This is a genomic window from Lawsonibacter asaccharolyticus (genome assembly GCF_022453915.1).
GTDB classification, from domain to species: domain Bacteria; phylum Bacillota; class Clostridia; order Oscillospirales; family Oscillospiraceae; genus Lawsonibacter; species Lawsonibacter asaccharolyticus.
In genome coordinates this window covers 127,215-150,721 of sequence record NZ_CP091870.1, presented here as the reverse complement: position 1 = coordinate 150,721, position 23,507 = coordinate 127,215, and the positions used below count along the sequence as shown (strand labels likewise).

General features: G+C 63.9%; 21 protein-coding genes. 5 read left to right on the top strand and 16 right to left on the bottom strand.

The window, feature by feature from the left end:
- Window positions 1-14 precede the first annotated feature (14 nt).
- The 5 genes from L9O85_RS00735 to L9O85_RS00715 form a co-directional block, all read right to left on the bottom strand.
- On the bottom strand, window positions 15-1,139 hold the full coding sequence (locus L9O85_RS00735; RefSeq protein WP_050622493.1) for an ABC transporter ATP-binding protein: 1,125 nt from the start codon (window positions 1,137-1,139) through the stop codon (window positions 15-17).
- A gap of 184 nt (window positions 1,140-1,323) precedes the next feature.
- Complete coding sequence (locus L9O85_RS00730; RefSeq protein ID WP_108980084.1) at window positions 1,324-2,232, bottom strand: dihydrodipicolinate synthase family protein; 909 nt, start codon at window positions 2,230-2,232, stop codon at window positions 1,324-1,326.
- Between the two features lie 48 nt (window positions 2,233-2,280).
- Window positions 2,281-3,126, bottom strand: a complete 846-nt coding sequence (locus L9O85_RS00725) for a carbohydrate ABC transporter permease (RefSeq protein WP_108980085.1) — start codon at window positions 3,124-3,126, stop codon at window positions 2,281-2,283.
- 14 nt (window positions 3,127-3,140) lie between these two features.
- On the bottom strand, window positions 3,141-4,079 hold the full coding sequence (locus L9O85_RS00720; RefSeq protein WP_050622496.1) for a carbohydrate ABC transporter permease: 939 nt from the start codon (window positions 4,077-4,079) through the stop codon (window positions 3,141-3,143).
- Window positions 4,080-4,213: 134 nt separating this feature from the next.
- Complete coding sequence (locus tag L9O85_RS00715) at window positions 4,214-5,566, bottom strand: extracellular solute-binding protein (RefSeq protein WP_108980086.1); 1,353 nt, start codon at window positions 5,564-5,566, stop codon at window positions 4,214-4,216.
- Between the two features lie 234 nt (window positions 5,567-5,800).
- On the opposite strand from L9O85_RS00715, the gene L9O85_RS00710 reads away from it, so the two are divergent.
- Window positions 5,801-6,469: a GDSL-type esterase/lipase family protein gene (locus L9O85_RS00710; RefSeq protein WP_256181806.1), complete on the top strand. Its 669-nt coding sequence runs from the start codon at window positions 5,801-5,803 to the stop codon at window positions 6,467-6,469.
- 70 nt (window positions 6,470-6,539) lie between these two features.
- Here the strand turns inward: L9O85_RS00710 and L9O85_RS00705 are convergent, their stop codons facing one another.
- Complete coding sequence (locus L9O85_RS00705; RefSeq protein WP_301579190.1) at window positions 6,540-7,181, bottom strand: YesL family protein; 642 nt, start codon at window positions 7,179-7,181, stop codon at window positions 6,540-6,542.
- A gap of 295 nt (window positions 7,182-7,476) precedes the next feature.
- On the opposite strand from L9O85_RS00705, the gene L9O85_RS00700 reads away from it, so the two are divergent.
- Window positions 7,477-9,351, top strand: a complete 1,875-nt coding sequence (locus L9O85_RS00700; RefSeq protein WP_050622500.1) for an LTA synthase family protein — start codon at window positions 7,477-7,479, stop codon at window positions 9,349-9,351.
- Window positions 9,352-9,689: 338 nt separating this feature from the next.
- Here the strand turns inward: L9O85_RS00700 and gpr are convergent, their stop codons facing one another.
- Entirely contained in the window at window positions 9,690-10,580 is an 891-nt protein-coding gene (gene gpr, locus L9O85_RS00695; RefSeq protein ID WP_108980091.1) for a GPR endopeptidase, read from the bottom strand.
- A 198-nt stretch (window positions 10,581-10,778) separates the two neighbouring features.
- Here gpr and rpsT point away from each other — a divergent pair, with 198 nt between their 5' ends.
- Window positions 10,779-11,042: a 30S ribosomal protein S20 gene (gene rpsT / locus L9O85_RS00690; protein ID WP_050622502.1), complete on the top strand. Its 264-nt coding sequence runs from the start codon at window positions 10,779-10,781 to the stop codon at window positions 11,040-11,042.
- Window positions 11,043-11,142: 100 nt separating this feature from the next.
- The gene (locus tag L9O85_RS00685; protein ID WP_050622503.1) at window positions 11,143-12,015 is read left to right on the top strand and encodes a YihY/virulence factor BrkB family protein; all 873 of its coding nucleotides are present in this window, start codon (window positions 11,143-11,145) and stop codon (window positions 12,013-12,015) included.
- Window positions 12,016-12,084: 69 nt separating this feature from the next.
- Here L9O85_RS00685 and secG read toward each other — a convergent pair whose 3' ends face one another.
- From secG to recJ, 9 genes are all read right to left on the bottom strand, one after another.
- Window positions 12,085-12,315, bottom strand: coding sequence for a preprotein translocase subunit SecG (gene secG, locus L9O85_RS00680; protein WP_050622504.1), 231 nt, complete (start codon window positions 12,313-12,315; stop codon window positions 12,085-12,087).
- 143 nt (window positions 12,316-12,458) lie between these two features.
- Entirely contained in the window at window positions 12,459-14,333 is a 1,875-nt protein-coding gene (locus L9O85_RS00675; RefSeq protein ID WP_301579187.1) for a glycoside hydrolase family 13 protein, read from the bottom strand.
- A gap of 84 nt (window positions 14,334-14,417) precedes the next feature.
- The gene (locus L9O85_RS00670) at window positions 14,418-15,356 is read right to left on the bottom strand and encodes a uridine kinase family protein (RefSeq protein WP_050622506.1); all 939 of its coding nucleotides are present in this window, start codon (window positions 15,354-15,356) and stop codon (window positions 14,418-14,420) included.
- A 4-nt stretch (window positions 15,357-15,360) separates the two neighbouring features.
- Window positions 15,361-16,872, bottom strand: a complete 1,512-nt coding sequence (gene hemZ, locus L9O85_RS00665) for a coproporphyrinogen dehydrogenase HemZ (RefSeq protein ID WP_301579185.1) — start codon at window positions 16,870-16,872, stop codon at window positions 15,361-15,363.
- A gap of 43 nt (window positions 16,873-16,915) precedes the next feature.
- Complete coding sequence (locus L9O85_RS00660) at window positions 16,916-17,530, bottom strand: MBL fold metallo-hydrolase (RefSeq protein ID WP_050622508.1); 615 nt, start codon at window positions 17,528-17,530, stop codon at window positions 16,916-16,918.
- Between the two features lie 65 nt (window positions 17,531-17,595).
- Window positions 17,596-18,054: a D-aminoacyl-tRNA deacylase gene (gene dtd / locus L9O85_RS00655; RefSeq protein WP_050622509.1), complete on the bottom strand. Its 459-nt coding sequence runs from the start codon at window positions 18,052-18,054 to the stop codon at window positions 17,596-17,598.
- Window positions 18,055-18,086: 32 nt separating this feature from the next.
- A complete protein-coding gene (locus L9O85_RS00650) occupies window positions 18,087-18,299 on the bottom strand; it encodes a hypothetical protein (RefSeq protein ID WP_108980095.1) in 213 nt (70 codons plus the stop codon).
- A gap of 28 nt (window positions 18,300-18,327) precedes the next feature.
- Window positions 18,328-20,562 carry a RelA/SpoT family protein gene (locus L9O85_RS00645; RefSeq protein WP_050622567.1) on the bottom strand — a complete coding sequence of 745 codons (2,235 nt, stop codon included), beginning with the start codon at window positions 20,560-20,562 and terminating at the stop codon, window positions 18,328-18,330.
- A 72-nt stretch (window positions 20,563-20,634) separates the two neighbouring features.
- Window positions 20,635-22,713 (bottom strand): single-stranded-DNA-specific exonuclease RecJ, encoded by a 2,079-nt coding sequence (recJ, locus tag L9O85_RS00640; RefSeq protein WP_108980096.1) that lies wholly within the window; start codon window positions 22,711-22,713, stop codon window positions 20,635-20,637.
- Between the two features lie 271 nt (window positions 22,714-22,984).
- Here recJ and L9O85_RS00635 point away from each other — a divergent pair, with 271 nt between their 5' ends.
- Window positions 22,985-23,500: a transcription repressor NadR gene (locus L9O85_RS00635; protein ID WP_108980097.1), complete on the top strand. Its 516-nt coding sequence runs from the start codon at window positions 22,985-22,987 to the stop codon at window positions 23,498-23,500.
- Window positions 23,501-23,507 lie beyond the last annotated feature (7 nt).

The window sequence follows — 23,507 nt, the reverse complement described above, 5'->3', positions numbered from 1 at the left end:
TTCTGTTCCTCGATTCAGACGAGCAGGCTCTTCTCAGATTCGGGGTCGAAGAGATGGATGAGGCTGGGGGAGAAGGTGAAGCGGAGCTTGGTGCCATAGGGCACGCCGCCCCGGTACTCCGCCGGCAGTTCTACGGTGGGGGTGCGGATGACCACCTCCTGGCCGCCCTCCACGGTGGCGTGGAGGTACAGCTCGCTGCCCATCAGCTCGGACACCTCGATGGATGCCTCGATGGCGGAGGCGGAGGGGTCCTTCTGCACCGCGATGTGCTCCGGACGCACACCCAGGATCACGTCGGCGCTCTGCTGTCCCTTCCCGGCCAGCTTGGCGCTCATCTCCCCGTCCAGCGGGAAGCTGGCCCCGGCATACTCCACCGAGTAGTCGCCGCCCTTCTTCTCCAGGCGGGCGTTGAAGAAGTTCATCTGGGGCGTACCGATGAAGCCGGCCACGAAGATGTTGATGGGCTTCTCAAAGACCTCCTGGGGGGTGCCGATCTGCTGCACAAAGCCGTCCTTCATGATCACGATCCGGTCGCCCAGGGTCATGGCCTCTGTCTGGTCGTGGGTCACGTACACGAAGGTGGTGTTGATCCGCTGCCGCAGCTTGATGATCTCCGCACGCATCTGGTTGCGCAGCTTGGCGTCCAGGTTGGACAGGGGCTCATCCATCAGCAGCACCTTGGGCTCCCGGACAATGGCTCGCCCGATGGCCACACGCTGCCGCTGGCCGCCGGACAGCGCCTTGGGCTTCCGGTCCAGATACTGGGTGATGCCCAGGATCTCCGCCGCCTGGTCCACCCGCTGCTGGATCTCCTCCTTGGGCACTTTCTTCAGCTTCAGGGGGAATTCCATGTTCTCCCGCACCGTCATGTGGGGATACAGTGCATAGCTCTGGAACACCATCGCGATGTCCCGGTCTTTGGGCTCCACGTCGTTGACCAGCTTGCCGTCGATGTACAGCTCTCCCTTGCTGATTTCCTCCAGGCCCGCCACCATCCGCAGGGTGGTGGACTTGCCGCAGCCGGAGGGGCCCACCAGCACGATGAACTCCTTGTCCGCGATCTCCAGGTTGAAGTCGCTCACTGCGGTGACCGAGTTGTCATAGATCTTGTAGATGTTCTTCAGACTGACAGTTGACATGGCTTCTGGCCGTGAGACCTCTGCCTCCGCAGCAGGCCCCTCCCCCGGGCGGGCTGTCCCTCCCGGGGCTTACGACAGGTCTCCACACTGCCGCACCGCCGGCCGGCGGTCTTTTCTTCCTCCTTTTTTATGGGTCCGAGGACTATGAAGAATGGAGTAGTTCCACGGCCCTGGTCTCGTTAGATCAGCAGTACTTCCCGATGGCAGCCGAAATCATCCCTGCCGCTTCCCGCACGATGGATGCGTCTCCGTCGGCCAGAGGGGGCATGGGCAGGCGGACGCTGCCTGCGTCGGGGCCGCCCTGGAGACGGATGATGGCCTTCTGGACCGCGTACAGGTTGCCCTTGGCGGTACACATCTTGTAAATGATGCGGCAGGCCTCGTTCTGGATCTGGCGGGCGGTCTCCATCTCACCCTTGCCGTACAGCTCATAGATTTTCAGATACAGCTCGGGCATGACGGCATAGGTGCCGCCGATGCCGCCGATGGCGCCCGCCGCCAGGCCGGACAGGAACTGCTCATCGGGGCCGTTGAATACGATGCAGCCCTCGTCCTTCCACATCTGAATGTCCTGGACAGGCATGGAGGAGTTCTTTACGCCGATGACCCGGGGATTCTTCAGCATCTCCTTGAGCAGGGAGCCGTTCAGGGCCACACCGGCCAGCTGGGGGATGTTGTAGATGACGAAATCCGTGTTCGGGGCGGCGGCGGAGATGTCGTTCCAGTACTTGGCGATGGCGTAGTCAGGCAGGTGGAAGTAAATGGGTGGGATGGCGGCGATAGCGTCCACCCCCAGGCTCTCCGCGTGGGCGGCCAGGGCCTGGCTGTCAGAGGTGTTGTTGCAGGCCACGTGGGCGATGATGGTGACCTTGCCTCTGGCCTCGGCCATCACATTCTCCAGGACCAGCTTGCGCTCCTCCACACTCTGGTAGATGCACTCGCCGGAGGAGCCGCCCACATACAGGCCCTTCACGCCCTTGCCGATCAGATAGCGGGTGAGCTCCCGCACCTTGGTGGCGCTGACGGCGCCCAAATCGTCATAGCATGCGTAGAATGCCGGGATGACGCCCTGATATTTGCTGAAATCGCGCATAAATCGATCACTCCAATATAATTTGCAAAGATTTAAAGTTTTTTAGGATCAGCCCTTGACCGCACCCATGGCGATACCCTGGGTGAAGTACTTCTGGAAGGCCACGAATACGATGATGATGGGGATGGAGGCCAGCGCCGCGCCCGCCATGATCAGGCCGAAGTCAGTGGACATCTCGCCCTGAAGGTTGGCGATGGCCAGCGGCAGGGTCCAGCTCTCCGTGCTGGTGAGCATGACCAGCTGGAGGAAGTAGTCGTTCCAGGTGTTGACGAAGGTGAAGATTGCCAGCGCGCCGATACCGGGCTTGATCATAGGGAAGACCACGGTAATGAAGGTGCGCAGCTCACCCGCGCCGTCCACCCGGGCCGCCTCCAGGATCTCTGTCGGGATGGTCTCGGAGAACTGCTTCATCAGGAATACGCCGAAGGGCCAGCCCACCGTGGGCAGGATGACGGCCCAAAGGGTATCGTTCAGATGGAAGAAGTTGGTCATCTCCTGGGCCAGAGGGATGACGATGACCTGCTTGGGCAGGGCCATGGCGCAGATGATGATGGTGAACAGGACGCCCCGGCCGATGAAGCGCTTCTTGCCCAGGGCGTAGCCCGCCAGGGAGGCGGTGAGACAGGTCAGGATCATAGCCGCCGCCGAAATGAAGATGATGTTGAACAGCCACAGGAAGGCGGGGTTGTCAAACAGCCGGGCGTAGTTTTCCACCGTGGGTTCGATGGGGAACCAGATGGGCGTCCGGGCCGTGATCTCCAGCTTGTTCTTGAAGGAGCCGGTGACGATCCAGTACAGAGGGAACAGGAAGAAGATCACCATGACCACCAGGATGGCCACGGAGAAAACCTTATACCCCTTGGAGGTGCCGCTCAGATCAGTGGTTTTTTTCATGTTCTCGCCCCTCCTTAATTGTCAGTCTTCGCCACTTTGAACTGGATGGCGGAGAAAATGGCGATGATGAGGGCCAGAACCACGCCGATGGCACAGGCATAGCCCAGGTCGTTGAGCCGGTACGCGGTGTCGTAGACCTGGTACATGATGGTCATGGTGGAGTTCAGCGGGCCGCCCTTGGTCAGCAGCTGGATCAGCGCGAAGCACTGGAAGGTGTTGATGGTGGTGATGACCAGCACATACAGGGTAGTGGGCATGATGGAGGGCCATTTGATCTTCCAGAACACCTGAAACTTGGTGGCGCCGTCCACCTCGGCTGCCTCGATAATGGAGTTGTCCACATTGCCCAGAGCCGCCACATACAGCACGATGGGCTGACCGATGGAGGTGGTGAACAGGATCAGGATGATAAACCAGATGGCGGTTTTGGGATTGCCCAGCCAGTCAAAGCTGGAGGTGCCGGCCACCTGATTGAGGATGCCGTTGTAGGGGTCCAGGATCCACTTCCACACCACGGTGATGGCCACCGAGCCGGTGACCACCGGCAGGTAGAACACACATCGGAAGAAGGAGCGGGGAATGGAGTGCATCTTGTAGATGGCGGAGCTCACCCACAGGGAGAATGCGGTGACGCTGGGCACCGCCACCACCACCATGAGCACCGTGTTCAGAAAGCCGCGGTGGAAGATGGGGTCCTGGAACAGCTTGATGTAGTTGGACAGGCCGGCGAAGCCCTTGACGCCGCCCAGTCCGTAGTCGGTAAAGCTGTAATACACACAGATGAACATGGGGACGACCACGAAGGTCACAAAGAAGATCAGGCTGGGCAGCAGGAACAGGTAGGCCGAGGTGGTCTCCCGCCGCACCAGCGCGCGGCTCATACCGGAGGTAGCGCTTTTCTTGACTTTTTTAGGCTTCTGTCCGGCAGCCGGAGCAGGAGTGTTCTGAGCCATAAGATTTCCCCCTCTTTGACAAGAATTTGCCTGCCCTCCCCCGGGGAGGACGGAAGATACACAGTGCCCGCCCCCTCTCATTCAGGGAGCGGGCACAGGATCGCATGGAACAGGATACGTGCTTCCGCAGGAGGTCAGCCGATGTTGGCGTTCGCCTGAGACACGAAGTTGTCGGCAGCGGTCTGAACGTCAGCGCCGGTGGTCAGGATCTCAGCGAGCATGGGCCACCACAGGGCGCGCTGCTCGGTCCAGCCGCCGGTCAGGTTGTAGTAGCGGCCCAGATAGTTGCTCATCAGGGCGAAGGGAGCGCGCAGGTCGGCATCCTCAGCGTCGGCGTAGACATCGCCCCAGTCGGAGTGCACGGGGAAGAAGCTGGAGGTCTTCACAGCCTCCACACCGGCGGTGGCATCGTTGCAGACAAAGTCGATGAACTTTTTGGCGGCGTCGATCTTAGCCTGGTCCTTGTTGTCGAAGATACCGAAGCCGTAGGGGCCGGCCATCTCCAGCTCGGGGGTGCCATCGTCAGAGGGGAACGCCATGGCGAAGGGGGTGAACTGGGTCTGGTCCGCGTACTGGCTGTAGTTGGAGAAGTTCCAGCAGAAGCTGACCGCACAGGTCTGGTTGGCGAAAGCCTGAAGCTCATCGGCAGCGGCGTAGCTGGCGTTGGCGGACAGAGAGCCGGCGTTCACCATGTTCTGCAGCAGGGTCAGAGCCTTCACATTGTTGGCGCTGTTGGCATTGTAGGAGGTGCCGTCCTCGGTGACATAGTAGTCGGAGTACAGGTTGTTCACCAGGGCGCGGGTACCCTGGTCACCGCCCTGGGCGCCGCAGTAGACGATACCGGGGGTGGCCACGGTGACGGTGCCGTTGTCGATGGCAGTCTTGATGGCAGCCATGGCGGCCTCGAAGCCCTCAGTGGTCCAGGTGCGGGTCTCCTCGTCGATGTACTGCAGGGCGCCGGCGGCCTCAAAGACCTCGTAGTTGATGGCCATGCAGTGGGCGGCCGCGCTCAGGGGGTACATGTAGTAGGTCCCGTCCAGCTGGCAGACGCTGGAAATATTCTCGCCAATATCCGCGGAGGCATCGCCCCACACGTCGCCCAGGTCCACCATCAGGCCCTCACGGGCGTAGTTGCCCACGATGCGCTCGGGGCCCTCAAAGATGATGTCGGGGCCGCTGCCGGAGGTGATGGCGGAGGTGAGCTTCTGGTCGCCGTCCTGATAGTTGATGGGGGTGACGGTGACCTTGATGTCGGGGTTGACCTCGTTGAAAGCGGCGATCAGGGAATCCCAGTTGGAGGCCTCGGTGAAGCCGCCGATGTTGAAGGCCCACAGGCTGATCTCAGTGGCGCTGCTGGAGGTGGTGCCCGATGAAGAGGCACCGCCGCTGGACTGACTGGGGGTGGAGCTGTTGCCGTTGCCGCAGGCAGCCAGGCCCAGCGTCATGGCGGAAGCCAAGACAAGAGCTGCTACTTTTTTGAATTTCATTTCATTGTCCTCCTTGTGAATCATTTTTCACAAATAATTGCCGATTGGGTTAAGAAAATTTTATAGGAAATCACCGAGCTTGTCAAGACGGAATGAAAAAATTTTCACAAATTGCGAAAAAAGAAAATTTTTAACGTGGAGTTAGACCCAAATTGAAACAAAACCTTGACAATTTCAGGAAAACTGATAGGTTATAGGTACAAAAAAATAAACAAAACGGGGGACTGAAATATCATGAAGCGCCATGTTATCTGTCTGGGCGACTCCAATACTCACGGCTACTGTGGAGCTCAGGAGGGAGAAACCCTCTGCGGAGGCCGGTTCAGCGAGGCGGAACGCTGGCCCTGTCTGCTCCAGCGCGCCCTGGGAGAGGAATATTTGGTGATCGAGGAGGGACTGTGCGGGCGGACCACGGTATTCCCCGATCCTCTGGAGCCGGGGCTGGACGCCATTTCCTATCTGCGTCCCTGCCTGCTGAGCCATGCCCCGGTCTCCCTGCTGATCCTGATGCTGGGTACCAACGACACCAAGGAGCGCTTCGGCCTCTCGGCGGAGGAGATCGCCCGTGGGATGGAGCGGCTGGCCCGGCAGGCCATGTCAGAGGACTGCTGGGGACCCGGGGGACCCGACCTGCTGGTCGTGGCGCCTCCCGCCATTCGTCCGGAGGTGGAGCACTCCCCCGTGGCCGCTGCCATGGGCCGGGGATGCGCGGAGAAGTCCCGTCAGCTGGCGGAGCACTACCGCCGGCTGGCAGCCAGGCTGGGCGCGCGTTTCCTGGACGGGGAGGGCTGTGAGCTGAATCGAGTGGACCACATGCACCTGACCCAGGCGGGCCATGCCCAGCTGGCGGCCAGGGTGGGAGCGGTCCTCTCCGATCCGGCCACGGGGGCGCTCGGGCAGTGAAAAAAGCGGGCGGGGACACCGGGAATGGTGTCCCCGCCCGTTTGCCGTCGAATGAGAGGTGCGGAGAGGGTCACAGCTCCTCCCCTTCAGGCTCCTTCTCCGGGAGATACCGGCGGATGACGCGCTCCGCGGGCAGGGAGGCGAGCAGTGCGTTGAGAGCAGGGGTGAAGACAGCCAGCGGGAAGAAGCCGACCGTGGCCCACACCGTGACGAACAGGAGCAGGATCAGGAGCAGGGTCTGGGGCAGGTGGCGCAGGGTCACCTGAAAGGAGGTGACCAGCAGGTGTCCCAGCCCCATCTGGAAGCGGGACAGCAGAGGGAAGGCCCAGCAGGACACGCCGGCGGGGACGATGAGGGCCGCGCAGTAGCAGCCGTACATGGCCAGGGCGCCGCCGCCCACGGAATTGGCCGCCAGGACCATGATCTGGTACCCCTGGAGGAGCAGGGCGCCCGCGGCCAGGACCAGCAGGCCGGCGGGGATGCCCACCCGGAGATTGGCCCGGAAGGAGCGGAAGAAGGTGAGGTAGGTGCTGTCCCCCTGGCGGACCACACAGTGGGTCACCGTGTGGTACAGGGCGGCACAGGCCGGGCCGAAGGTGACCAGAGGGAGGGAGAGCGCCACCCATAAAAGGCTGAGCCCTACCACGTCCACCATGCGGGAGAGTGTGCGGAAAAAGCCGTTTTCCGGATCAAAAATACCTCTGAGCCCCATAAGCGACACCCTTTCCCCGGGACATAGTCCCGTATCTGTGATAGGTCGGGAAACATTATACCACTGGAACGGCAGCAGAGGCAAGACGGGAGTTTGCGGGGCGGGTCTGGGCCCCCACGGGATGCTTGGAGCCGACGCCCCTTCCCGTCCTTTGGGCCCCGCATTCCACGCAGGGGGCGGCTGCCCGGGCATCGGGCTGGATCGCCTGGGAAATCCGCTGTTTCTTTTTCCGGTCCGCTGTGATATACTGCTCCATTATGGGGCCGCGTCCCCCATCCCGCATGAGGTGATCTGAATGACTCGGCTGCGCGCTGTTCTGCTGGCTCCCCCAGGGACCCAGCCCAAACTGCTCCGCTGGCACCACGTCTGGCTGGCATTTGCCCTGACAGGGCTGGGCTTCTGTGTCGGCGTCCTGACGCTGATGCTCGCCGCCACCGCCTATCTCAAACTGGACAGCACGGACCTGTTCCTGTCCTATTTCCTGTTGGAGCCCATGCTCCTGCTCCTCAATGTCCTGCCGCCCATCCTGCTCATCTGGTTCTTCTATTTTCTTACCCGTCGGGCCTGGGCAGCTTTTCTGGGCAGCTTCCTCCCCTGTGTGGGACTGGCCCTGGTGAATTACTTCAAGATCCGCCTGCGAGGGGACCCTCTGCTGGCCGCCGACCTGCGCCTGGTCACTGAGGCGGGGGGGATCGTGGGACACTATCAGTTGGACCTGACCTGGCTGGTGTGGCTGTGTGCGGCCTGCCTGATCCTGGGTCTCCTGTTCTCCGTTTTCCTTCTGCCCCGCGGGATAGGCCGGGGCCCCCTTCGCTGGTTCTGCCTGTGCTCCTCCGCCGCCCTGCTGGCGGTGTCCTATGCGGCCCTCTACTGCGACCAGAGCCTGTATGACCGCACCGCCAACGACACCCATATCACCCCCTGGTCGGATGTGGAGGTCTTTGTCTCCCGGGGCTGCCTCTACCCCTTTCTGTACAGCGTGCAGGACATGTTCCCCACCCCGCCGGAGGACTACGACCCGGAGGAGGCCGCCTCCCTGCTCGCCCGGTATCCAGACCAGGACATCCCGGCGGACCGCCGGGTCAACGTGGTCGGGGTGATGCTGGAGGCCTTCTGTGACCTGACCGACTTCCCCGCCCTGGCGGAGCAGCCCGCCGTCCAGGCGGTCTATGCCCCGCTCCACGACCTGGAGGAGCAGTCCGTCTCCGGCGACCTGCTGACCAATATCTTCGCGGGCGGCACGGTGGACAGCGAGTGGGGCTTTCTCACCGGCTACACTCAGCACGAGGACTTCCGCAAGCCCACTGACTCCTATGTCTGGTATTTCCGGGAGCAGGGCTATCACACCCTTTTTCACCACCCCGGCTACAGCTGGTTCTACAACCGCCAGAATGTCAACGAGTACCTGGGCTTTGAGGAGAGCTGGTTCACCGAGAACTACTACGGGGCGCTGGTGGACCCGGTGGATGCCGTGATGCGCTCCGACGAGGCGCTGGTGGACGGTATTCTGGACGGGCTGCGGGAACCGGGCCCCTGGTTCTCCTTCTCCGTCAGCTATCAGAACCACGGCCCCTATGAGACCGCCTCCGCCCAGGAGGTCTTCCTGTCCCCTGGGGACACCGGCTGGTCGGCGGAGACCTGCAACATGCTCAACAACTATATGTCCAATGTCTCCAGCACCCTGGCCGCCATGGAGCGGCTGACCCGGGAGCTGAATGCCCGGCCCGAGCCTTTTGTGCTGGTCCTTTTTGGGGACCACAAGCCCTGGATGGGCAACGGCAATACGGGGTACACCGAGATTGGGGCCGGCTTCGACCTGTCTCAGCTCTCCGGCTTCCGGGAGTACTACTCCACCCCCTACCTTATCTGGGCTAACTCCGCCGCCCGTGAGGCGCTGGGCAGCAGCTTCACCGGGGAGGGCGGCGACTTCTCTCCCTGCTTTCTGATGAACAAGGTATTTGAGCTGTGCGGCTGGGAGGGCCCCGGCTTCATGGAGCTGTCCCGCCAGCTGGAGGCCATCTCCCCCTTGATCCATACTCGGGGGCTCTTCCTGAGCGGCGGCATCCTCACAGATGCTCTCGTCCCGGAGGAGGCCCGATTCTACCAGCAGTTCCTCCAGGCCCAGTACTACCGGGAGACTGTGGTCATCCCCGGGGAAATTTCTTCTTAAAAAGCCCCCAGCCAGGACCGGCTCTGTTCCGGTCCTGGCTGGGGGTGTTTTGGTCCTATGTGGGGAAGGTCCACGGCAGGGGCGTTTCGGGAAGAAACCATTAGAAATAAGGAGTACAGGCCCGCCTCCGTCTCAGGATGCCACAAAAGGGATTCCGCCCCGCAGGGTGGAATCCCTCTGACAAATCATGACTGAGACGGGAAAAGAAAGACCCCTCATCCGTCGCGGCATACGCCGCGCCACCTTCCCCCCGGTGGGGGGAAGGCCTGAAGGGCGGCTCTGGGAGCCGCCCCTCTGTCGGGACCTCCCTTTCTTCCCATTTGGCAGCGGCTCCCCCCTCAGCTCAACAGCAGATCCAGGTCTTCCAGGGTGAGGCTCGGCTGTAAAGCCAGGTCAATGCCGTACCCGATCACCTTGGACAGGTCCGCCACCTGGCTGTCGATATCCTTGGGCGTGACCATCAAGTCCCTCCCCTCCCCCAGGGGAGGCAGCTCCTCCGTACCCAGCAGATCGGCGGCCAGGGTGGCCCCGTCCACCACGGTGGGCACCCCCACCGCAATCACCGGCACCCCCAGGGAAGCCCGGTCCAGCGCCGCCCGGTGGTTGCCCACCCCAGAGCCCGGGGCGATGCCGGTATCCGCCAGCTGCACCGTGCGGCACACCCGTTTTAGGGACCGGGAGGCCAGCGCGTCCACCGCAATCACGCAGGCGGGCCGCAGCCGCTCCGACACCGCCCGGACCAGTTCCCCGCTCTCCATACCGGTGGTCCCCAGCACGCCGGCAGACAGGGATGCCACTGGTCTCAGGTCCCCGAAGTGCTCCGGCACCTGCCGTACCAGGTGCCGGGTCACCAGGGTGTACTCGTGGACCTTGGGGCCCACAGCGTCCGGGGTGATGGCTCGGTTGCCCAGCCCCACCACCAGCACTGGGGCCTCTGGATGAAGGAAGCCCAACAGCTCCCCCAGCTCTGCCGCTACCGCCCGGGCCGCCCGGCCGAAAGCATTCTCTTCCCGTCTGGCCAGCCCGTCCAGGGTCAGGGTCACATAAGTCCCCACAGGCTTCCCCAGGGCCTCCTCCCCCCGCCTGTCCAGGATGCTGACCCGGGTCACGGGGATGCCCTCCCTCATCTCCTCCCGGGCCTCCACCCCCTCCAGCTGGGTACGCTCCTCCGCCGACTCCTGCCACAGCTCCCTGGCCTCCAGAGCCAGGTCCGTCCTTCTGTTCCGCATGTCCCGCTCCTCCCTCCGCAAGATATAGTGGAATAGCTGCCGCTTCTGCCCTATTTTTTGCGGCGCCAGGGATTCTATCCAAAAAAGCGGGAAAAATTTAAAAAAACAGTTGATTTTTTGAAGATCCAATGGTACAATACATATCTGCACAGAGTTTCTGTGCACCATTTTACGATTCGATCGGAGGAGGTGTTTGGTTTGCCGAATATTAAGTCTGCCAAAAAGCGTGTTCTGGTCAATCAGGCCAAGGCCATGCAGAACAAGGCCGCTAAGTCCGCGCTGAAGACCGACATCAAGAAGTTTGAAGCCGCGGTGGCGGAAGGCAACCGCAGCGAGGCCGATGTCGCTTACAAGGTGGCTGTCAAGGCGGTCGACAAGGCTGCTGCCAAGGGTCTGCTGCACAAGAACAATGCCGCGAACAAGAAGAGCAGCCTGACTCTGAAGCTGAACAAGCTGGCCTGAGTTCTGCCCTGTGTTTGCACCATAAAAGCCGTCTGCTTTGCAGGCGGCTTTTCTCAATTTTCCCTTATTCGACACCGTTGGACACGAGAGGAGGTGCCTCTTGAAGCGTCTGCTGTCCTTTCCGCCCATCTCCTTCACACTGGAGGCGTTCAGCACCTACGGCCGCTGCGGCGTGGCGCAGGCGGCCGCCGCCCTGTCCTATTTTCTGATCCTGACCCTGTTCCCCCTGCTTATGTGCGTGAACTACTTCATCGGGCTGTTCCACCTGAGTCTGGAGCAGCTCCTGTCGGGACTGGACCAGGTCCTGCCCGACCAGGCCCTGGCTGTCATGCAGGACTATCTGGCCTATGCCTCCCTGAACCAGTCCCCCGCCATCGTGGCCGCCGCCCTGGTGGCCATCGCCCTGTCCGCCTCCGCAGGGCTCCGCGCCCTGCTGCTGGCCATGGATAAGCTGTATGGCCTGGAACACCCCGGCGGGCTGCGCCGGATCGCCCTCAGCGTGATCCTCTCCCTGCTGTTCCTGCTCACCATTTACCTGTCTGTGGTGGTCATCTTCACCGGTGACTGGTTCTTCCATCTGCTGGAGACCCATCTGCCCCATCCCCTGCTGCGCCTGATCCCCCTCTCCGCCCTGTCCAGTCTCTGGCTCTGGATCCGCTATCTGCTGCTGTTCTGCTTCGTCCTGCTGCTGGTGCTGGCCATCTACCGCCTGGGCACTCCTCGGCGCTTCCGCAGCAGCCGGAAGCTGCTGCTCAGTTCCCTCTTCACCGCCGTCTCACTGGTGGCAGGCTCTCTTCTGTTCTCTTGGTTCATCGGCCTGTCCTCCCGCTACTCCATGCTGTACGGCTCTCTGGCCTCCCTCATCATCCTTCTGGTGTGGCTCTACTTCTGCGGCAACGTGCTCCTGCTGGGCGCCCTGCTCAGCCGGGTGTTGGAAGTACGCCGGGCACGGCATCACAGCACCGGCTCATAGATCCGACCAGTCTATCTTATAAAAAAGCCCCGCCTGTTTTGTTTTCAAAACAGGCGGGGCTCTTTACAGTCAAGGGATCAGGCTCAGGGACAGGGTGAGCAGCATAAAGGCGATGGCCACCCACTTGGTCCACTTGGCCAGCTTGGCGTCCACAGTCTTGGCCTTGTTCTTGGACAGGAAGGTATCCGCGCCGCCGGCGATGGCACCAGACAGGCCCGCGCTCTTGCCGGACTGCAGCAGGACCACGGCGATCAGAAACAGTCCGCACAACACCTGGATCACGGTAACAGCAGTTTTCATGGCATTTCTCGTTCCTTTCAAAGCCCAGAGCGGGCAAATCGTTTGTTCAGCGGGTCTATGCCCGGACGTAGGGAAAAGTATAGCATGTTTTTCAGGGAAATGCAAGGGGGCGTTTGAACTTTTTCGTCCCACTGGCGGCACTTCTACATCTGGGCCGGCTCCGCCTCCCCCACGCGCCAGATCCCGCCGCTGCGGGGGGGCAGCATCAGCACCGGGCCCTCCCCGGTCAAGGCCCACTCCCCAGCGCCCAGCAGGCGCTCCGGCTCCTCCGTCCAGGGCAGAGCCAGGACCGCCGGCTCGTCCCCGGCGTTCAGCGCGGTGAGCAGGCGCTCCCCCTCCGTGCTCCGGAGGAAAGCCAGCAGATGGCCCGTCCCGGCCAGATACCGGATATCCCCCCGCCGCAGGGCGGGGCACTCCTTCCGCAGCCTGCCCAGGGCGGCGAACCAGTCCACCAGCTCCCGATCCTCCCGGCCCCAGGGGTAGGGTCTCCGATTGAAGGGGTCCTCAAAGCCCTCCAGTCCCGCCTCATCGCCGTAATAGACTGTGGGGGAACCGGGAAAGGCGTAAAGGAGTGCCGCCCCCACTTTCAGCAGCTCCTTTCCCCGCTGGTACTGCTCCATACTCATACGGAAGCAGGCCCGCCAGTCCTTGCTCTGGTCCCTGCACTCGCTGCCCACCCCCAGCAGAGTGATGATGCGGGGGGTGTCGTGGGTGCCCAGAGAGTTCATGGCAGAGTAAAAGGCAAAAGAGGGGTAGTTCTCCCTCAGGGCCTCCATGGCGGAAACGAACTTGGCCCCGTCCCCGCCCCGCAGAAAGTTGAGGGCGGCATTTCGGAAGGGGTAGTTCATCAGCCCGTCGCAGTGGCGGCCCAGGATGTGCTTTCTCCGGACCCCATAGGCGATCTTGGTGGTACCGTCCTCCCACACCTCGCCGATGAGCAGGGCCCCGGGCTTCTCCGCCCGGGCGGCGGTGTGGATCCCGGCCACAAAGTCATCGGGCAGCTCATCAGCCACATCCAGGCGCCAGCCGTCCGCCCCCGCCCGCAGCCAGCGGCGGACCACCGAGTTCTCATCCCCAAAAATGAACTCCCGGTAGCCGGGGCAGCTCTCCTCCACAGCAGGCAGGGTATAGATCCCCCACCAGCTCTCGTACTGGTCAGGCCAGTGCCGGAACTGGAACCAGGGCCGGTAGGGGGAGCTCTCGCTCTGCACCGCCCCTGGCTCCGGGTAATAGCCGTCCCCGTTAAAGTAGCGGCTGACAAAGCCGGTGTGGTTGAACACCCCGTCCAGCATCACCCGCATCCCCCGGCGGTGGGCCTGCCGGCACAGCTCGGAGAAGTCCTCGTTGGTCCCCAGCATTGGGTCCACCCGGCTGTAATCAGCGGTGCCGTAGCGGTGGTTCTCCGCCGCTTCGAAGATGGGGTTGAAGTACAGCGTCTCCACCCCCAGGGACTGGAGGTAGTCCAGCTCCTCTATCACGCCCCTCAGGTCGCCCCCGAAGAAGTCCCGGTTGCGGATCTCCCCGTTGGCGTCGGGTCGGTACTCCGGCTCCTCCTGCCAGCTCTGGTGGACAGTGCGCCCCCCTACCAGCCCCGCGGGGTCAGGCACCCGGGTGCGGCGGAAGCGGTCGGGGAAGATCTGGTAGCTCACCCCCTCCCCGAACCAGCGGGGCACGATCTCGCTCCCGTCGTAGACGGTAAGCTGGTACTCCTCCTTTATGTTCCAGCGCCGACCGGTGATGGTCTCCAGCTGAAAGGTGTACCACACCAGTCCCACATAGTCCCCAGTGTCCAGGACGCCGGAGAAGGCATCCCGCCCCAGCTCGGTGTCTGTCCAGGGCAGCTCCACCGTGATGATCTGATTGTCCCGCTGCTCCAGCCGGGCGGTGAGCTTCCCCCGGGAGTAGCCCTCCGACCGCAGGGGGCGGAGGGTGAACGTCACCTGGGTCCCGGAAGGGACCGCTCCATAGGGGGATTTGAACCGCACGCTCCTTGAGTCATAGACAAGAGGATCAGACATCAAACATCACTCCACATTTTTCTGGCACGGCGTGCCCCGGGCCACACAGCCCGCGGGCTGCCGCCCCAGCTCTCTCTTCTTCGTTCAATGGTACTTATAGCTGCCGCCGCCGATAAACTCCCTCAGCAGAGAGTCTACCGGCACCAGCTCCGGGTCGATGGGCTCGAACCACTGGAACGCCTCGATCAGCTCCAGCAGCTCGCCACGCCGTGCGTTCTCCTCCGGCACCGCCTGGAGCAGAGGCAGGGCAAAATTCTTCATCACCGACACCTCATAGGGCAGGGAGGAGTCGAAGATGATGTCCGCCCGGTTTTTATAGGGGGAGATATACAGCTTCTCCCCCCGGCGCACGTTGGCCCACATCTCCAGTGTGTCAGCCACACCTGTGCCGCGGAAGCTGTAATCCCGCACCGCCCGCCGGGTCAGCCGCATCCAGGTCCCCTTGAATCGGAGGGCCGCCCCGTCGTTCACATTGGAACGGGCGGAGATATACAGCTTGGCGGCCTCCGGGTGAGGACCTGCGATGTCGTCGTTCAGGGCATGGATGCCCTCAAAGATGGCGATCTCATTCTTCCCCAGCTTCAGTGGGGTGCCCCGGGCGTCGTTGCGCATCTGGCGGGCAAACTCAAATTTGGGGATGATGATCTCCTCCCCCCGGCTCAGGGCGGCGAAGTGCTGGTCCAGCAGCTCCATATCCAGGCACTGGGGAGATTCGTAGTCGATGTCTCCCTCGGGGGTGCGGGGCGCGGTCTTGCGGTTCAGGCTCTTGAAGTAGTTGTCCATAGCCACCGCGTGGGTATTGACGCCCCGGCGCTGGAGCTCCTCCGCGATCTTCATGGCGGTGGTGGTCTTGCCCGAGCCCGAGGGCCCGGAGAGCAGCACCACGGGGCTCTTGTCCAGATTGCTCAGGATGCGGTCTGCGGCCAGGGACACCCGCTGGGCATACGCCTGGTCGCACTCCTCCAGAAACTCGGTGACATCGGTCTTGATCCTTCGGTTGATCTCCTGAAGTTGATAGGCCATTGGTTCAAACCTCCCGGTAGAAGCGCAGGATCTCGTCCTTCTGCTCCAGAACTTTGGCGGACATCGCCAAATAGTCATGGGGATACTTGGGGTTGGTGAGGCGGACGATCCGCCCCGAACTCCGGTCCACCAGCTTGGTGACCCCGCCAGCCCCTAGGGACAGGACGCTCTGCAGTTCCTCCATCATGATGATATTATAGTGGTTTTCCGTTCCCGGTAAACACCAGCTCACATTTTCCAGCCCGCCTGACATGTACTTCTGCCGGTAGAGGTAATAGGGCCGGTAGCCTGCCCCCTCCAGGACCTCCAGGCTGAGGTCCACCATTCGGCCCGTCTCCTCACCGGAAGGAAGCGCGCCCCCCTCCTCCATCAGCCTGGACCCCTTTTTCATGGCCAGGGTGTGGACGGTGATGTTTTCAGGCCTCAGGGCCAGCACCTCCTCCAGAGAGTCCCGGAAGCCCTCCACGCTGTCCTGGGGCAGGCCGGCGATCAAGTCCATGTTGATGCAGGCGAAGTCCACCTCCCGGGCGGTGCAGAACGCCTCCCGGATGTCCCGGGCGGTGTGGCGGCGGCCGATGGCCTGGAGCACCTGGTCCGACATGGTCTGGGGATTGATGGAGATGCGCTCAATCCCGTGTTCCCGCAGCACCTCCAGCTTTTCCCGGGTAATGGTGTCCGGCCGCCCCGCCTCCACCGTCATCTCCCGGCAGCCCGCCAGGGGAAGATGGGCCTCCGCCGCCGCCAGCAGGCGGTCCAGCTGGGATGCGGAGAGGGTGGTGGGAGTCCCGCCCCCCACATACAGGGTGCGGACCCGCAGCCCGGCCTGTTCCAGCACCTGTCCCGTGCGGCGGACCTCCTCCAGCAGCGCCTCCACGTAGGGGTCCACCAGCTTCAGGGCCCGACCCACGTCGGCGGAGACAAAGGAGCAGTAGGCGCACCGGGTGGGACAGAAGGGGATACCGATATACAGGGACACCTGTCCCTCTTCCAGCTGCCGGTCCTCCGCCAGACTGGCCCGGGCGCACTCCACCGCCAGCCGGGCCCGGCGGGGGGAGACGTGGTACTCCCGCTCCAGCTCCCGGCAGGCCTGGGCCTCCGTGGCCCCCGCCAGCATGGCCCGGGTGGGCAGCTTCACCGGCCTGACGCCGGTGAGGGCGCCCCAGGGTGGCTCGCCCCCCAGCAGGGCGGTGCCCGCCTGGTAAAATGCCATCTTCAGGGCGTGCTGGAGGGTGTGGTACACCTGCTCCGGCGGACGGTCCAGCTCCCCGCTCCCCACACGGACCGCAGCCTGCCCCATCCCCTGGGGCCGGTACACCTGGGCGCGGACGGTGGTCCACACGGGGCTGCGGCGCAGGGTGAAGCGGGCGGCGTTGGTCTCCCCCTTCAGTGTACGGCCCTCCCGGGGGGGATATTCCGGCCGCTCCTCCGGGAAGAGGGTGAGCATCATCTGCTCCACCGCGTATTTATAGCGCTCCGGCTGGTAGTCATAGTTGTCCAGATCCAGATACAGCTTCATAGTCCACCTTCCTCACGGGAAAAATCTTCGGGCAGGCGCCCCCTCAGCTCCGCATGGCCTCCATCAGGAAGGGGTTGCTCCTCCGCTCCCGCTCCAGGGTGGAGGTGGCCTCGTGGCCGGGACAGACGTGGAAGTCCCCCTTCAGCTCCCCCAGCCGCTTCAGGGACTGCATGATCTGCTCATAGCTGCCCCCCCGCAGGTCGGTGCGGCCGCAGGAGCCGGCGAACAGGGTGTCCCCGGTGAAAAGCACGTCCTCCACCTTCAGGGTGACGGAGCCGGGGGAATGGCCGGGGGTGTGGAGCACCTGGATCTCGTGGTCCCCCAGGCGGATCACATCCCCCTCGTCGTAGAGCTTCAGATCGTCCACCTCGCCGGCCAGGGGGAACAAGGTACTGCCCGCCCCGTTGGCGTCAGCCTGGTGGATATAGATATCCGCCTGGGGATACACCCGGTGGAGGGCTGGCACCGCCGTGGTGTGGTCATAGTGGCCGTGAGTAAGGAGGAGATACCGGACCTCCACCCCCTCCTTCTCCAGCGCCTCCTGGATCAGCTCCGGCTCGTCGCCGGGATCGATGACGGCGGCCAGGTTCGTCTGGTCGTCCTCCAGAATATAGCAGTTGGTGCCGATGGGCCCCACCCGCAGCAGCTTTACTTTCATCGTTAGAACACCTCTTTTGGGTCAAAGTCCGGCGGGGACAGCCAAAGCGCGGACCGCGCCGCGCTTTACGCCCTTCCCGCTCCGTTTTTGTCCGTATCGAACAGAATGGTCACTGGTCCGTCGTTCACCGACGCCACCTGCATGTCCGCGCCGAAGGTCCCGTGCTCCACCTGGAAGCCCCGCCGGCGGCACTGCTCCATGAATCGCTCGTACAGGGGGACCGCCAGGTCGGGTCTGGCCGCCCCGGTGAATCCAGGTCTTCGGCTGGAGGTATCGGCATACAGGGTGAACTGGGACACCACCAGCAGGGCACCTCCCACCTGCTCCAGGCTCAGGTTCATCCTGCCGTTCTCATCCTCAAAGACCCGCAGGTTGCAGATCTTCTCCGCCAGCTTGTCACACACGGCCTCCGTATCTCCGGGGCCCACCCCCAGCAGGACCAGAAAGCCCTGCTCAATGGCTCCCTCCACCGTCCCGCCGATGGAGACGGAGGCGGAGGAGACCCGGGTCACCACTGCTCTCATCGCATTTCACCTCGATCGTTTTTTGATGATCGTCACACTGCCATGACGATCAGGGAGACCAGCCCGCCCAGGATGACCGCCAGGGCCAGCGCCGCTCCAAAAGCATACCAGCCGCTCCCCCGGCTCTTCCCGTCTCCCGCCTCCTGAACGGCCCTGGAGATGGCGGCCGCCAAGCAGAACACGAATACAAAGGCCCAGATCGGCCAGGTCCAAGCGAACAGTATCCCTAAGATCTCCCATACCATGACATCCTGCCCCCTTTGTCCATCTATATTATTTTCCGCTGGCCCGGACCACCTGGTAGACACCCTGGATGTTATTCAGCTTGTTGATGACGGAAGAGAGCTCCTCCCGGTCCTTGACCTCCAGCACCACACTGACGCTGGCGTAGCCGTCGGGCATAGAGCGGGCGGACAGGGCGGACACCTTCACCTTGGCGGTGGACAGGGCCATGGCCACATCCAGGGTCAGGCCGTCCCGGTCCTTGGCGGACAGCTCCAAACTGGTCTGGTAGCTGGGCAGGCTGCCCTCCACCCAGGAGACCTTGACCCAGCGGGCGGCCTCCTCCGGCTTGCGCTTGCCGGGGTCGGCGTTGGGACAGTCCTGCCGGTGGACGGACACCCCGTAGCCCCGGGTGATGAAGCCCACCACCGGGTCGCCGGGCACGGGGGTGCAGCACTTAGCGAACTTCACCAGACAGTTGCCCAGCCCCTCCACGATGATGCCAGAGTCCGAGTGCTTGTTGGACCCCTTCAGCACCGGGACCTCCTGGCTGCTGGCGGGGACGATGACGCTCTCCGCCGTGGTCTTGGAGGCGGCCGCCGCCTTCTCCGCCTGGAGGCGGCCCAGGCGCAGCATCTCGTCCCGGATGCGGGCCACCGCTTTCACCGCGGTGGTGCCGCCGTAACCGATGGAGGCGTACAGCTCGTCCAAGGTGCCGAAGCGCACCTTGCGCAGGATGCTGGGCAGCACCTCCGGGGCGGTGATAGCCTCCAGCTTCAGGCCCACGTGCTTCAGCTCCGACTCAAAAGCTGCCCGGCCGGTGGCGATGTTCTCCTCCCGCTTCTCTTTTTTGAACCACTGACGGATCTTGTTGCGGGCCTCGTTGCTCTTGGCGATCTTCAGCCAGTCCCGGCTGGGCCCCTTGGCCGTCTTGGAGGTAAGCACCTCCACGATGTCGCCGTTGGAGAGCTGGTGGTCATAGGGGACCATCCGGCCATTGACCTTGGCCCCCACCATCCGGTTGCCCACCGCGGAGTGGACCGAGTAGGCGAAGTCGATGGGGGTGGCGCCGGCGGGCAGGCTCTTTACGTCCCCGTTGGGAGTGAAGACGAACACCTCGTCGGCAAACATATCCACCTTCAGGGTGCGGACGAACTCGTCCGGGTCGGTGTCCTGCTGGCTCTCCAGCAGCTTGCGCACCCACTCGAAGTCGTGCTCCGTGCCCAGCTGCTTGTTGGCCAGCCCCTGCTTATACTTCCAGTGGGCGGCCACGCCGTATTCCGCCGTCTGGTGCATGGCCCAGGTGCGGATCTGCACCTCGAAGGGGACCCCCTCCCGGCCAATGACGGTGGTGTGCAGGGACTGGTACATGTTGGGCTTGGGGGTGCCGATATAGTCCTTGAATCGGCCCAGCACCGGCTTGAACATGTCGTGGATGCAGCCCAGCACATTGTAGCACTCCGGGATGTCGTCCACGATGACCCGGAAAGCATACAGGTCAAAAATCTCATCCAGTGTCTTGTTCTGGGCGAACATCTTGCGGTAGATGGAATAGGTGTGCTTCACCCGGCCGTAGACCTTGCAGCGGATGCCCTCTTCCCACATCCGCTGGGTGATGCGCTGCTGGACGGCGGCCAGGAACTCCTCATGGGCAGAGGACCTGGCCGCCAGCTCGTCCTCGATCTCCTTATAGCCTACCGGGTCCAGGTAGCGCAGGGACAGGTCCTCCAGCTCCCACTTCAGCTTCTGCATGCCCAGGCGGTGGGCGATGGGCGCGTAGATCTCCATGGTCTCCAGAGACTTCTCCCGCTGCTTGGCGGGGGACTGGTATTCCATGGTGCGCATGTTGTGCAGCCGGTCACAGATCTTGATGAGGATCACCCGGATGTCCTGGGCCATGGCCATGAACATCTTCCGCAGGTTCTCCATCTGCTCCTCTTCCTTGGAGGTGTACTGCACCCGGGACAGCTTGGTCACCCCTTCCACCAGGGCGGCCACCGTCTCGCCGAACTGCTTGGCCACTTCTTCGTGGGTGGCGTTGGTGTCCTCAATGGTATCATGGAGCAGGGCCGCGATCACCGAGTCCGCGTCCAGCCCCAGGTCGGCCACGATCTCCGCCACCGCCAGGGGATGGGTGATATAGGGGGTGCCGTCCTTGCGCAGCTGCCCCTTGTGCTCCGCGTCCGCATAGGTAAACGCCCGGTACAGGCGCTGGGTGTCCAGTCCCGGGGTATAGGCGCTCACCTTGTCTTCCAGCGCCTGATATCGTTCCAGAATAGGGTCCATTCGGATCACCTCGCAAAAGTTTAGAGTAAAGCGGGGGCCGCCTAAAGCGCGCAGCGCCTTCTCTCCTCGGCGCTACGCCTCCGCACTGCCGCCGCGGATGGCCTGCCGCAGACGGCCCAGGATGGGGGAGGCCTCCAGGTCCACCTTCCTCTCCACCTGCCGCAGGGAGACCGCCACCCCCTGCGGGCCGGTCTCCAGGTCGATCAGCCCCCGTTCCGCCAGCACCTCCAGGCACAGCAGGACCCGCTCGGCGGCCTCCCTCTGTCCGGTGGCCCGGGAGGCCCCCCGGGCAATGCGGGAGGCGGTGTCCTCCACCCGGCCCAGCCCGGCGCACCGGCGCTGAAGATAGCGCCACAGCCCCACAAACTCCGCCCGGGAAGGCATCAGCAGCCGGGCCTCTGCCGGGGTCAGGCCCTCCCCCCGGCGGTATTTCTCATAGACAGCCCGCTCCGCCTGAGCCCGGGTGGGGGCCGGATGCAGGTCCGCCACCTGGAGCTGCACCGAGCGGGTGCCTCGAAACTCATTGATCTGGGGATAAAAGGCCACATCCACCCGGCCGCCGGGGGCCAGCCCCAGCTCGGCCCCGTCGGCGGAAAAGAAAATGGCGTCCAGCGGGGTCCCCTTGGACTCCAGCCGCAGCTTCAGGTGGCGGCCCCGCCCCACCTGGGACATGGACTGGATCAGGGCCCCCCGCAGCACCAGGACGGGCCGGGGGTTGCCAGTACCGCAGGGCTCCAGCCGGTCCAGATCGGCCACCGCCTCCACAGTGAGCTCCCGGGCCTCCACCTCTGCGTCGGCCTCCAGGGCGGCTGGGGATGCCCCGGCCCCCAGGGCCCGCTCCAAACCCTCCCGCAGGCGGCGGGAGAGAAGCGGGATGTTCTCCTCCCGCACGGTGAAGCCGGCGGCCAGGGCGTGGCCGCCGAAGCCCTCCAGCAGGTCACTGCACTCTGCCAGCCGCTCAAACAGGTTCACGCCGCCCCAGGAGCGGCAAGAGCCCTTCCCCATCCCGTGGTCCAGGCAGATCATAAACGCAGGGCAGCCGTACCGCTCCGTCAGGCGGGAGGCCACGATGCCCACCACGCCCTGGTGCCACTCCGGGTCGGCCAGCAGCACCGCCCCCTTCTGGGGGGCCCGGTCCAGCCGATCCACACACTGCCGGAAGATCTCGCCCTCAATGGTCTGCCGCTCCCGGTTCAGGGCGCACAGCTCCTGGGCCAGCTGCTCCCCCCGCTCCCGGTCCCTGGTGAGGAGGAGCTCCACCGCCATCTGGGCCCGGCCCATCCGGCCGGAGGCGTTGATCCGGGGCGCCAGGGTGTAGCCGATGGAGGTGGCGGTGATGGCCTTGTCCTCCAGCCCCGCCTCCCGGATCAGCAGGGCCAGGCCCAGCCGGCGGGGGTGGGAGAGCTCCTCCAGCCCCAGCCGGACGATGGTCCGGTTCTCCCCGGTCATAGGCATCACGTCGGCCACCGTCCCCACGGCGGCCAGGTCACAGTACTCCGCCAGCACGTCTCCGTCCCCTTCTGGTCCGTTGATGGCCATGGCCAGCTTCAGGGCCACCCCCACGCCGGCCAGGCCCTTGCAGGCGCTGGGGCAGTCGCTGCGCCGGGGGTCCACCACCGCCTGGGCGGCGGGCAGGCCGCTCTTGCACTCGTGGTGGTCCGTGATGACCACATCGATCCCCAGGGACCGGGCCCAGGCGGTCTCCTCCAGGGCAGTAATGCCGCAGTCCACCGTGACGATCAGGGAGGCGCCCTGCTCCTTCAGGGCCGTCACCGCCTCCCGGTTCAGGCCGTAGCCCTCCTCCAGCCGGTCTGGGATATAGGGGATGACTGCCCCGCCCTTCCGTCGGAGGAAATCGGTCAGCAGGCAGGTGGCGGTGATGCCATCCACATCGTAGTCCCCGTAGACTGCGATGGTCTCTCCCCGCTCCAGAGCCAGCCTGACCCGGCCGGCCGCCTGTGCCATATCCTTCAGAGCCAGCGGGTCCTCCAGGGCCGTCTCCCCACCCTCCAGCAGGGCCCGGGCCTCCTGCGGCACACGTACGCCCCGGGCGGACAGCACCGCCGCCAGCAGAGGTGAGATCCCCGCCTCCTCCAGGGCAGCCAGGGCAGCCGGATCAGGAGGGGCCACCGTCCATTTTTCATACTTCACAGGCACCCGCTCCTTTCCCGCCCTTCGGCTATAGTTGCTCAGAATAGTATTATAACACATCTATTTAAGATCCTTCAAGAGAAATTCCGACCCAGCCCCCTTTGTCTGTGCCGCGGGAGCGGAACGAAGGGGCGCATGCAGCCATCAAACGCGCCAAAAGCGGTCCCCGGAAAGATTTGGTGCCCGGCGTGCCGCAGACGGCAGTTGCTTCCCGCTCCGATCTGTGCTATGATTAAATATCACCCAGATTTTCAAGAGAGGAGGGTCCCCCATGGACGCAGTCCAGCGCCGGGCCGCGCTGTCCGACTATCTCTCCCAGGCGGCCGGGCCGGTCTCCGCCTCCGTCCTGGCGGCCCGTTTTTCTGTCAGCCGGCAGATCATTGTGGGGGACATCGCCCTGCTGAGGGCCGGCGGGCTGGACATCGCCGCCACCCCCCGGGGCTATCTGCTCCCCCGCCCCACCCCCGGTCTGACCCGCCAGCTGGCCTGTGTCCACCGGCCGGAGGACATGGGCCGGGAGCTGGAGCTCATGGTGGATAACGGCTGCACCGTGCTGGACGTGATCGTGGAGCACCCGGTCTACGGCCAGCTCACCGGCCAGCTCCACCTATCCTCCCGGTATGACGTGGGGCAGTTCCTCCAAAAGGTGTCCCGAAGCGGGGCACGGCCCCTGTCCGCCCTCACCGGCGGTGTCCACCTGCACACCATCCTCTGCCCAGATGAGGCCGCCTGGCACCGGGTCCGCGCCGCGCTGGACCAGGCAGGCTTTCTCTATACCGGCCCCTGAGCCCGCT

What these genes read in the sequence shown, in the direction of transcription:
- L9O85_RS00735 (WP_050622493.1), bottom strand. Translation starts at nt 1,139, where the DNA reads ATGTCAACTGTCAGTCTGAAGAACATCTACAAGATCTATGACAACTCG.
- L9O85_RS00730 (WP_108980084.1), bottom strand. Translation starts at nt 2,232, where the DNA reads ATGCGCGATTTCAGCAAATATCAGGGCGTCATCCCGGCATTCTACGCA.
- L9O85_RS00725 (WP_108980085.1), bottom strand. Translation starts at nt 3,126, where the DNA reads ATGAAAAAAACCACTGATCTGAGCGGCACCTCCAAGGGGTATAAGGTT.
- L9O85_RS00720 (WP_050622496.1), bottom strand. Translation starts at nt 4,079, where the DNA reads ATGGCTCAGAACACTCCTGCTCCGGCTGCCGGACAGAAGCCTAAAAAA.
- L9O85_RS00715 (WP_108980086.1), bottom strand. Translation starts at nt 5,566, where the DNA reads ATGAAATTCAAAAAAGTAGCAGCTCTTGTCTTGGCTTCCGCCATGACG.
- L9O85_RS00710 (WP_256181806.1), top strand. Translation starts at nt 5,801, where the DNA reads ATGAAGCGCCATGTTATCTGTCTGGGCGACTCCAATACTCACGGCTAC.
- L9O85_RS00705 (WP_301579190.1), bottom strand. Translation starts at nt 7,181, where the DNA reads ATGGGGCTCAGAGGTATTTTTGATCCGGAAAACGGCTTTTTCCGCACA.
- L9O85_RS00700 (WP_050622500.1), top strand. Translation starts at nt 7,477, where the DNA reads ATGACTCGGCTGCGCGCTGTTCTGCTGGCTCCCCCAGGGACCCAGCCC.
- gpr (WP_108980091.1), bottom strand. Translation starts at nt 10,580, where the DNA reads ATGCGGAACAGAAGGACGGACCTGGCTCTGGAGGCCAGGGAGCTGTGG.
- secG (WP_050622504.1), bottom strand. Translation starts at nt 12,315, where the DNA reads ATGAAAACTGCTGTTACCGTGATCCAGGTGTTGTGCGGACTGTTTCTG.
- L9O85_RS00675 (WP_301579187.1), bottom strand. Translation starts at nt 14,333, where the DNA reads ATGTCTGATCCTCTTGTCTATGACTCAAGGAGCGTGCGGTTCAAATCC.
- L9O85_RS00670 (WP_050622506.1), bottom strand. Translation starts at nt 15,356, where the DNA reads ATGGCCTATCAACTTCAGGAGATCAACCGAAGGATCAAGACCGATGTC.
- hemZ (WP_301579185.1), bottom strand. Translation starts at nt 16,872, where the DNA reads ATGAAGCTGTATCTGGATCTGGACAACTATGACTACCAGCCGGAGCGC.
- L9O85_RS00660 (WP_050622508.1), bottom strand. Translation starts at nt 17,530, where the DNA reads ATGAAAGTAAAGCTGCTGCGGGTGGGGCCCATCGGCACCAACTGCTAT.
- dtd (WP_050622509.1), bottom strand. Translation starts at nt 18,054, where the DNA reads ATGAGAGCAGTGGTGACCCGGGTCTCCTCCGCCTCCGTCTCCATCGGC.
- L9O85_RS00650 (WP_108980095.1), bottom strand. Translation starts at nt 18,299, where the DNA reads ATGGTATGGGAGATCTTAGGGATACTGTTCGCTTGGACCTGGCCGATC.
- L9O85_RS00645 (WP_050622567.1), bottom strand. Translation starts at nt 20,562, where the DNA reads ATGGACCCTATTCTGGAACGATATCAGGCGCTGGAAGACAAGGTGAGC.
- L9O85_RS00635 (WP_108980097.1), top strand. Translation starts at nt 22,985, where the DNA reads ATGGACGCAGTCCAGCGCCGGGCCGCGCTGTCCGACTATCTCTCCCAG.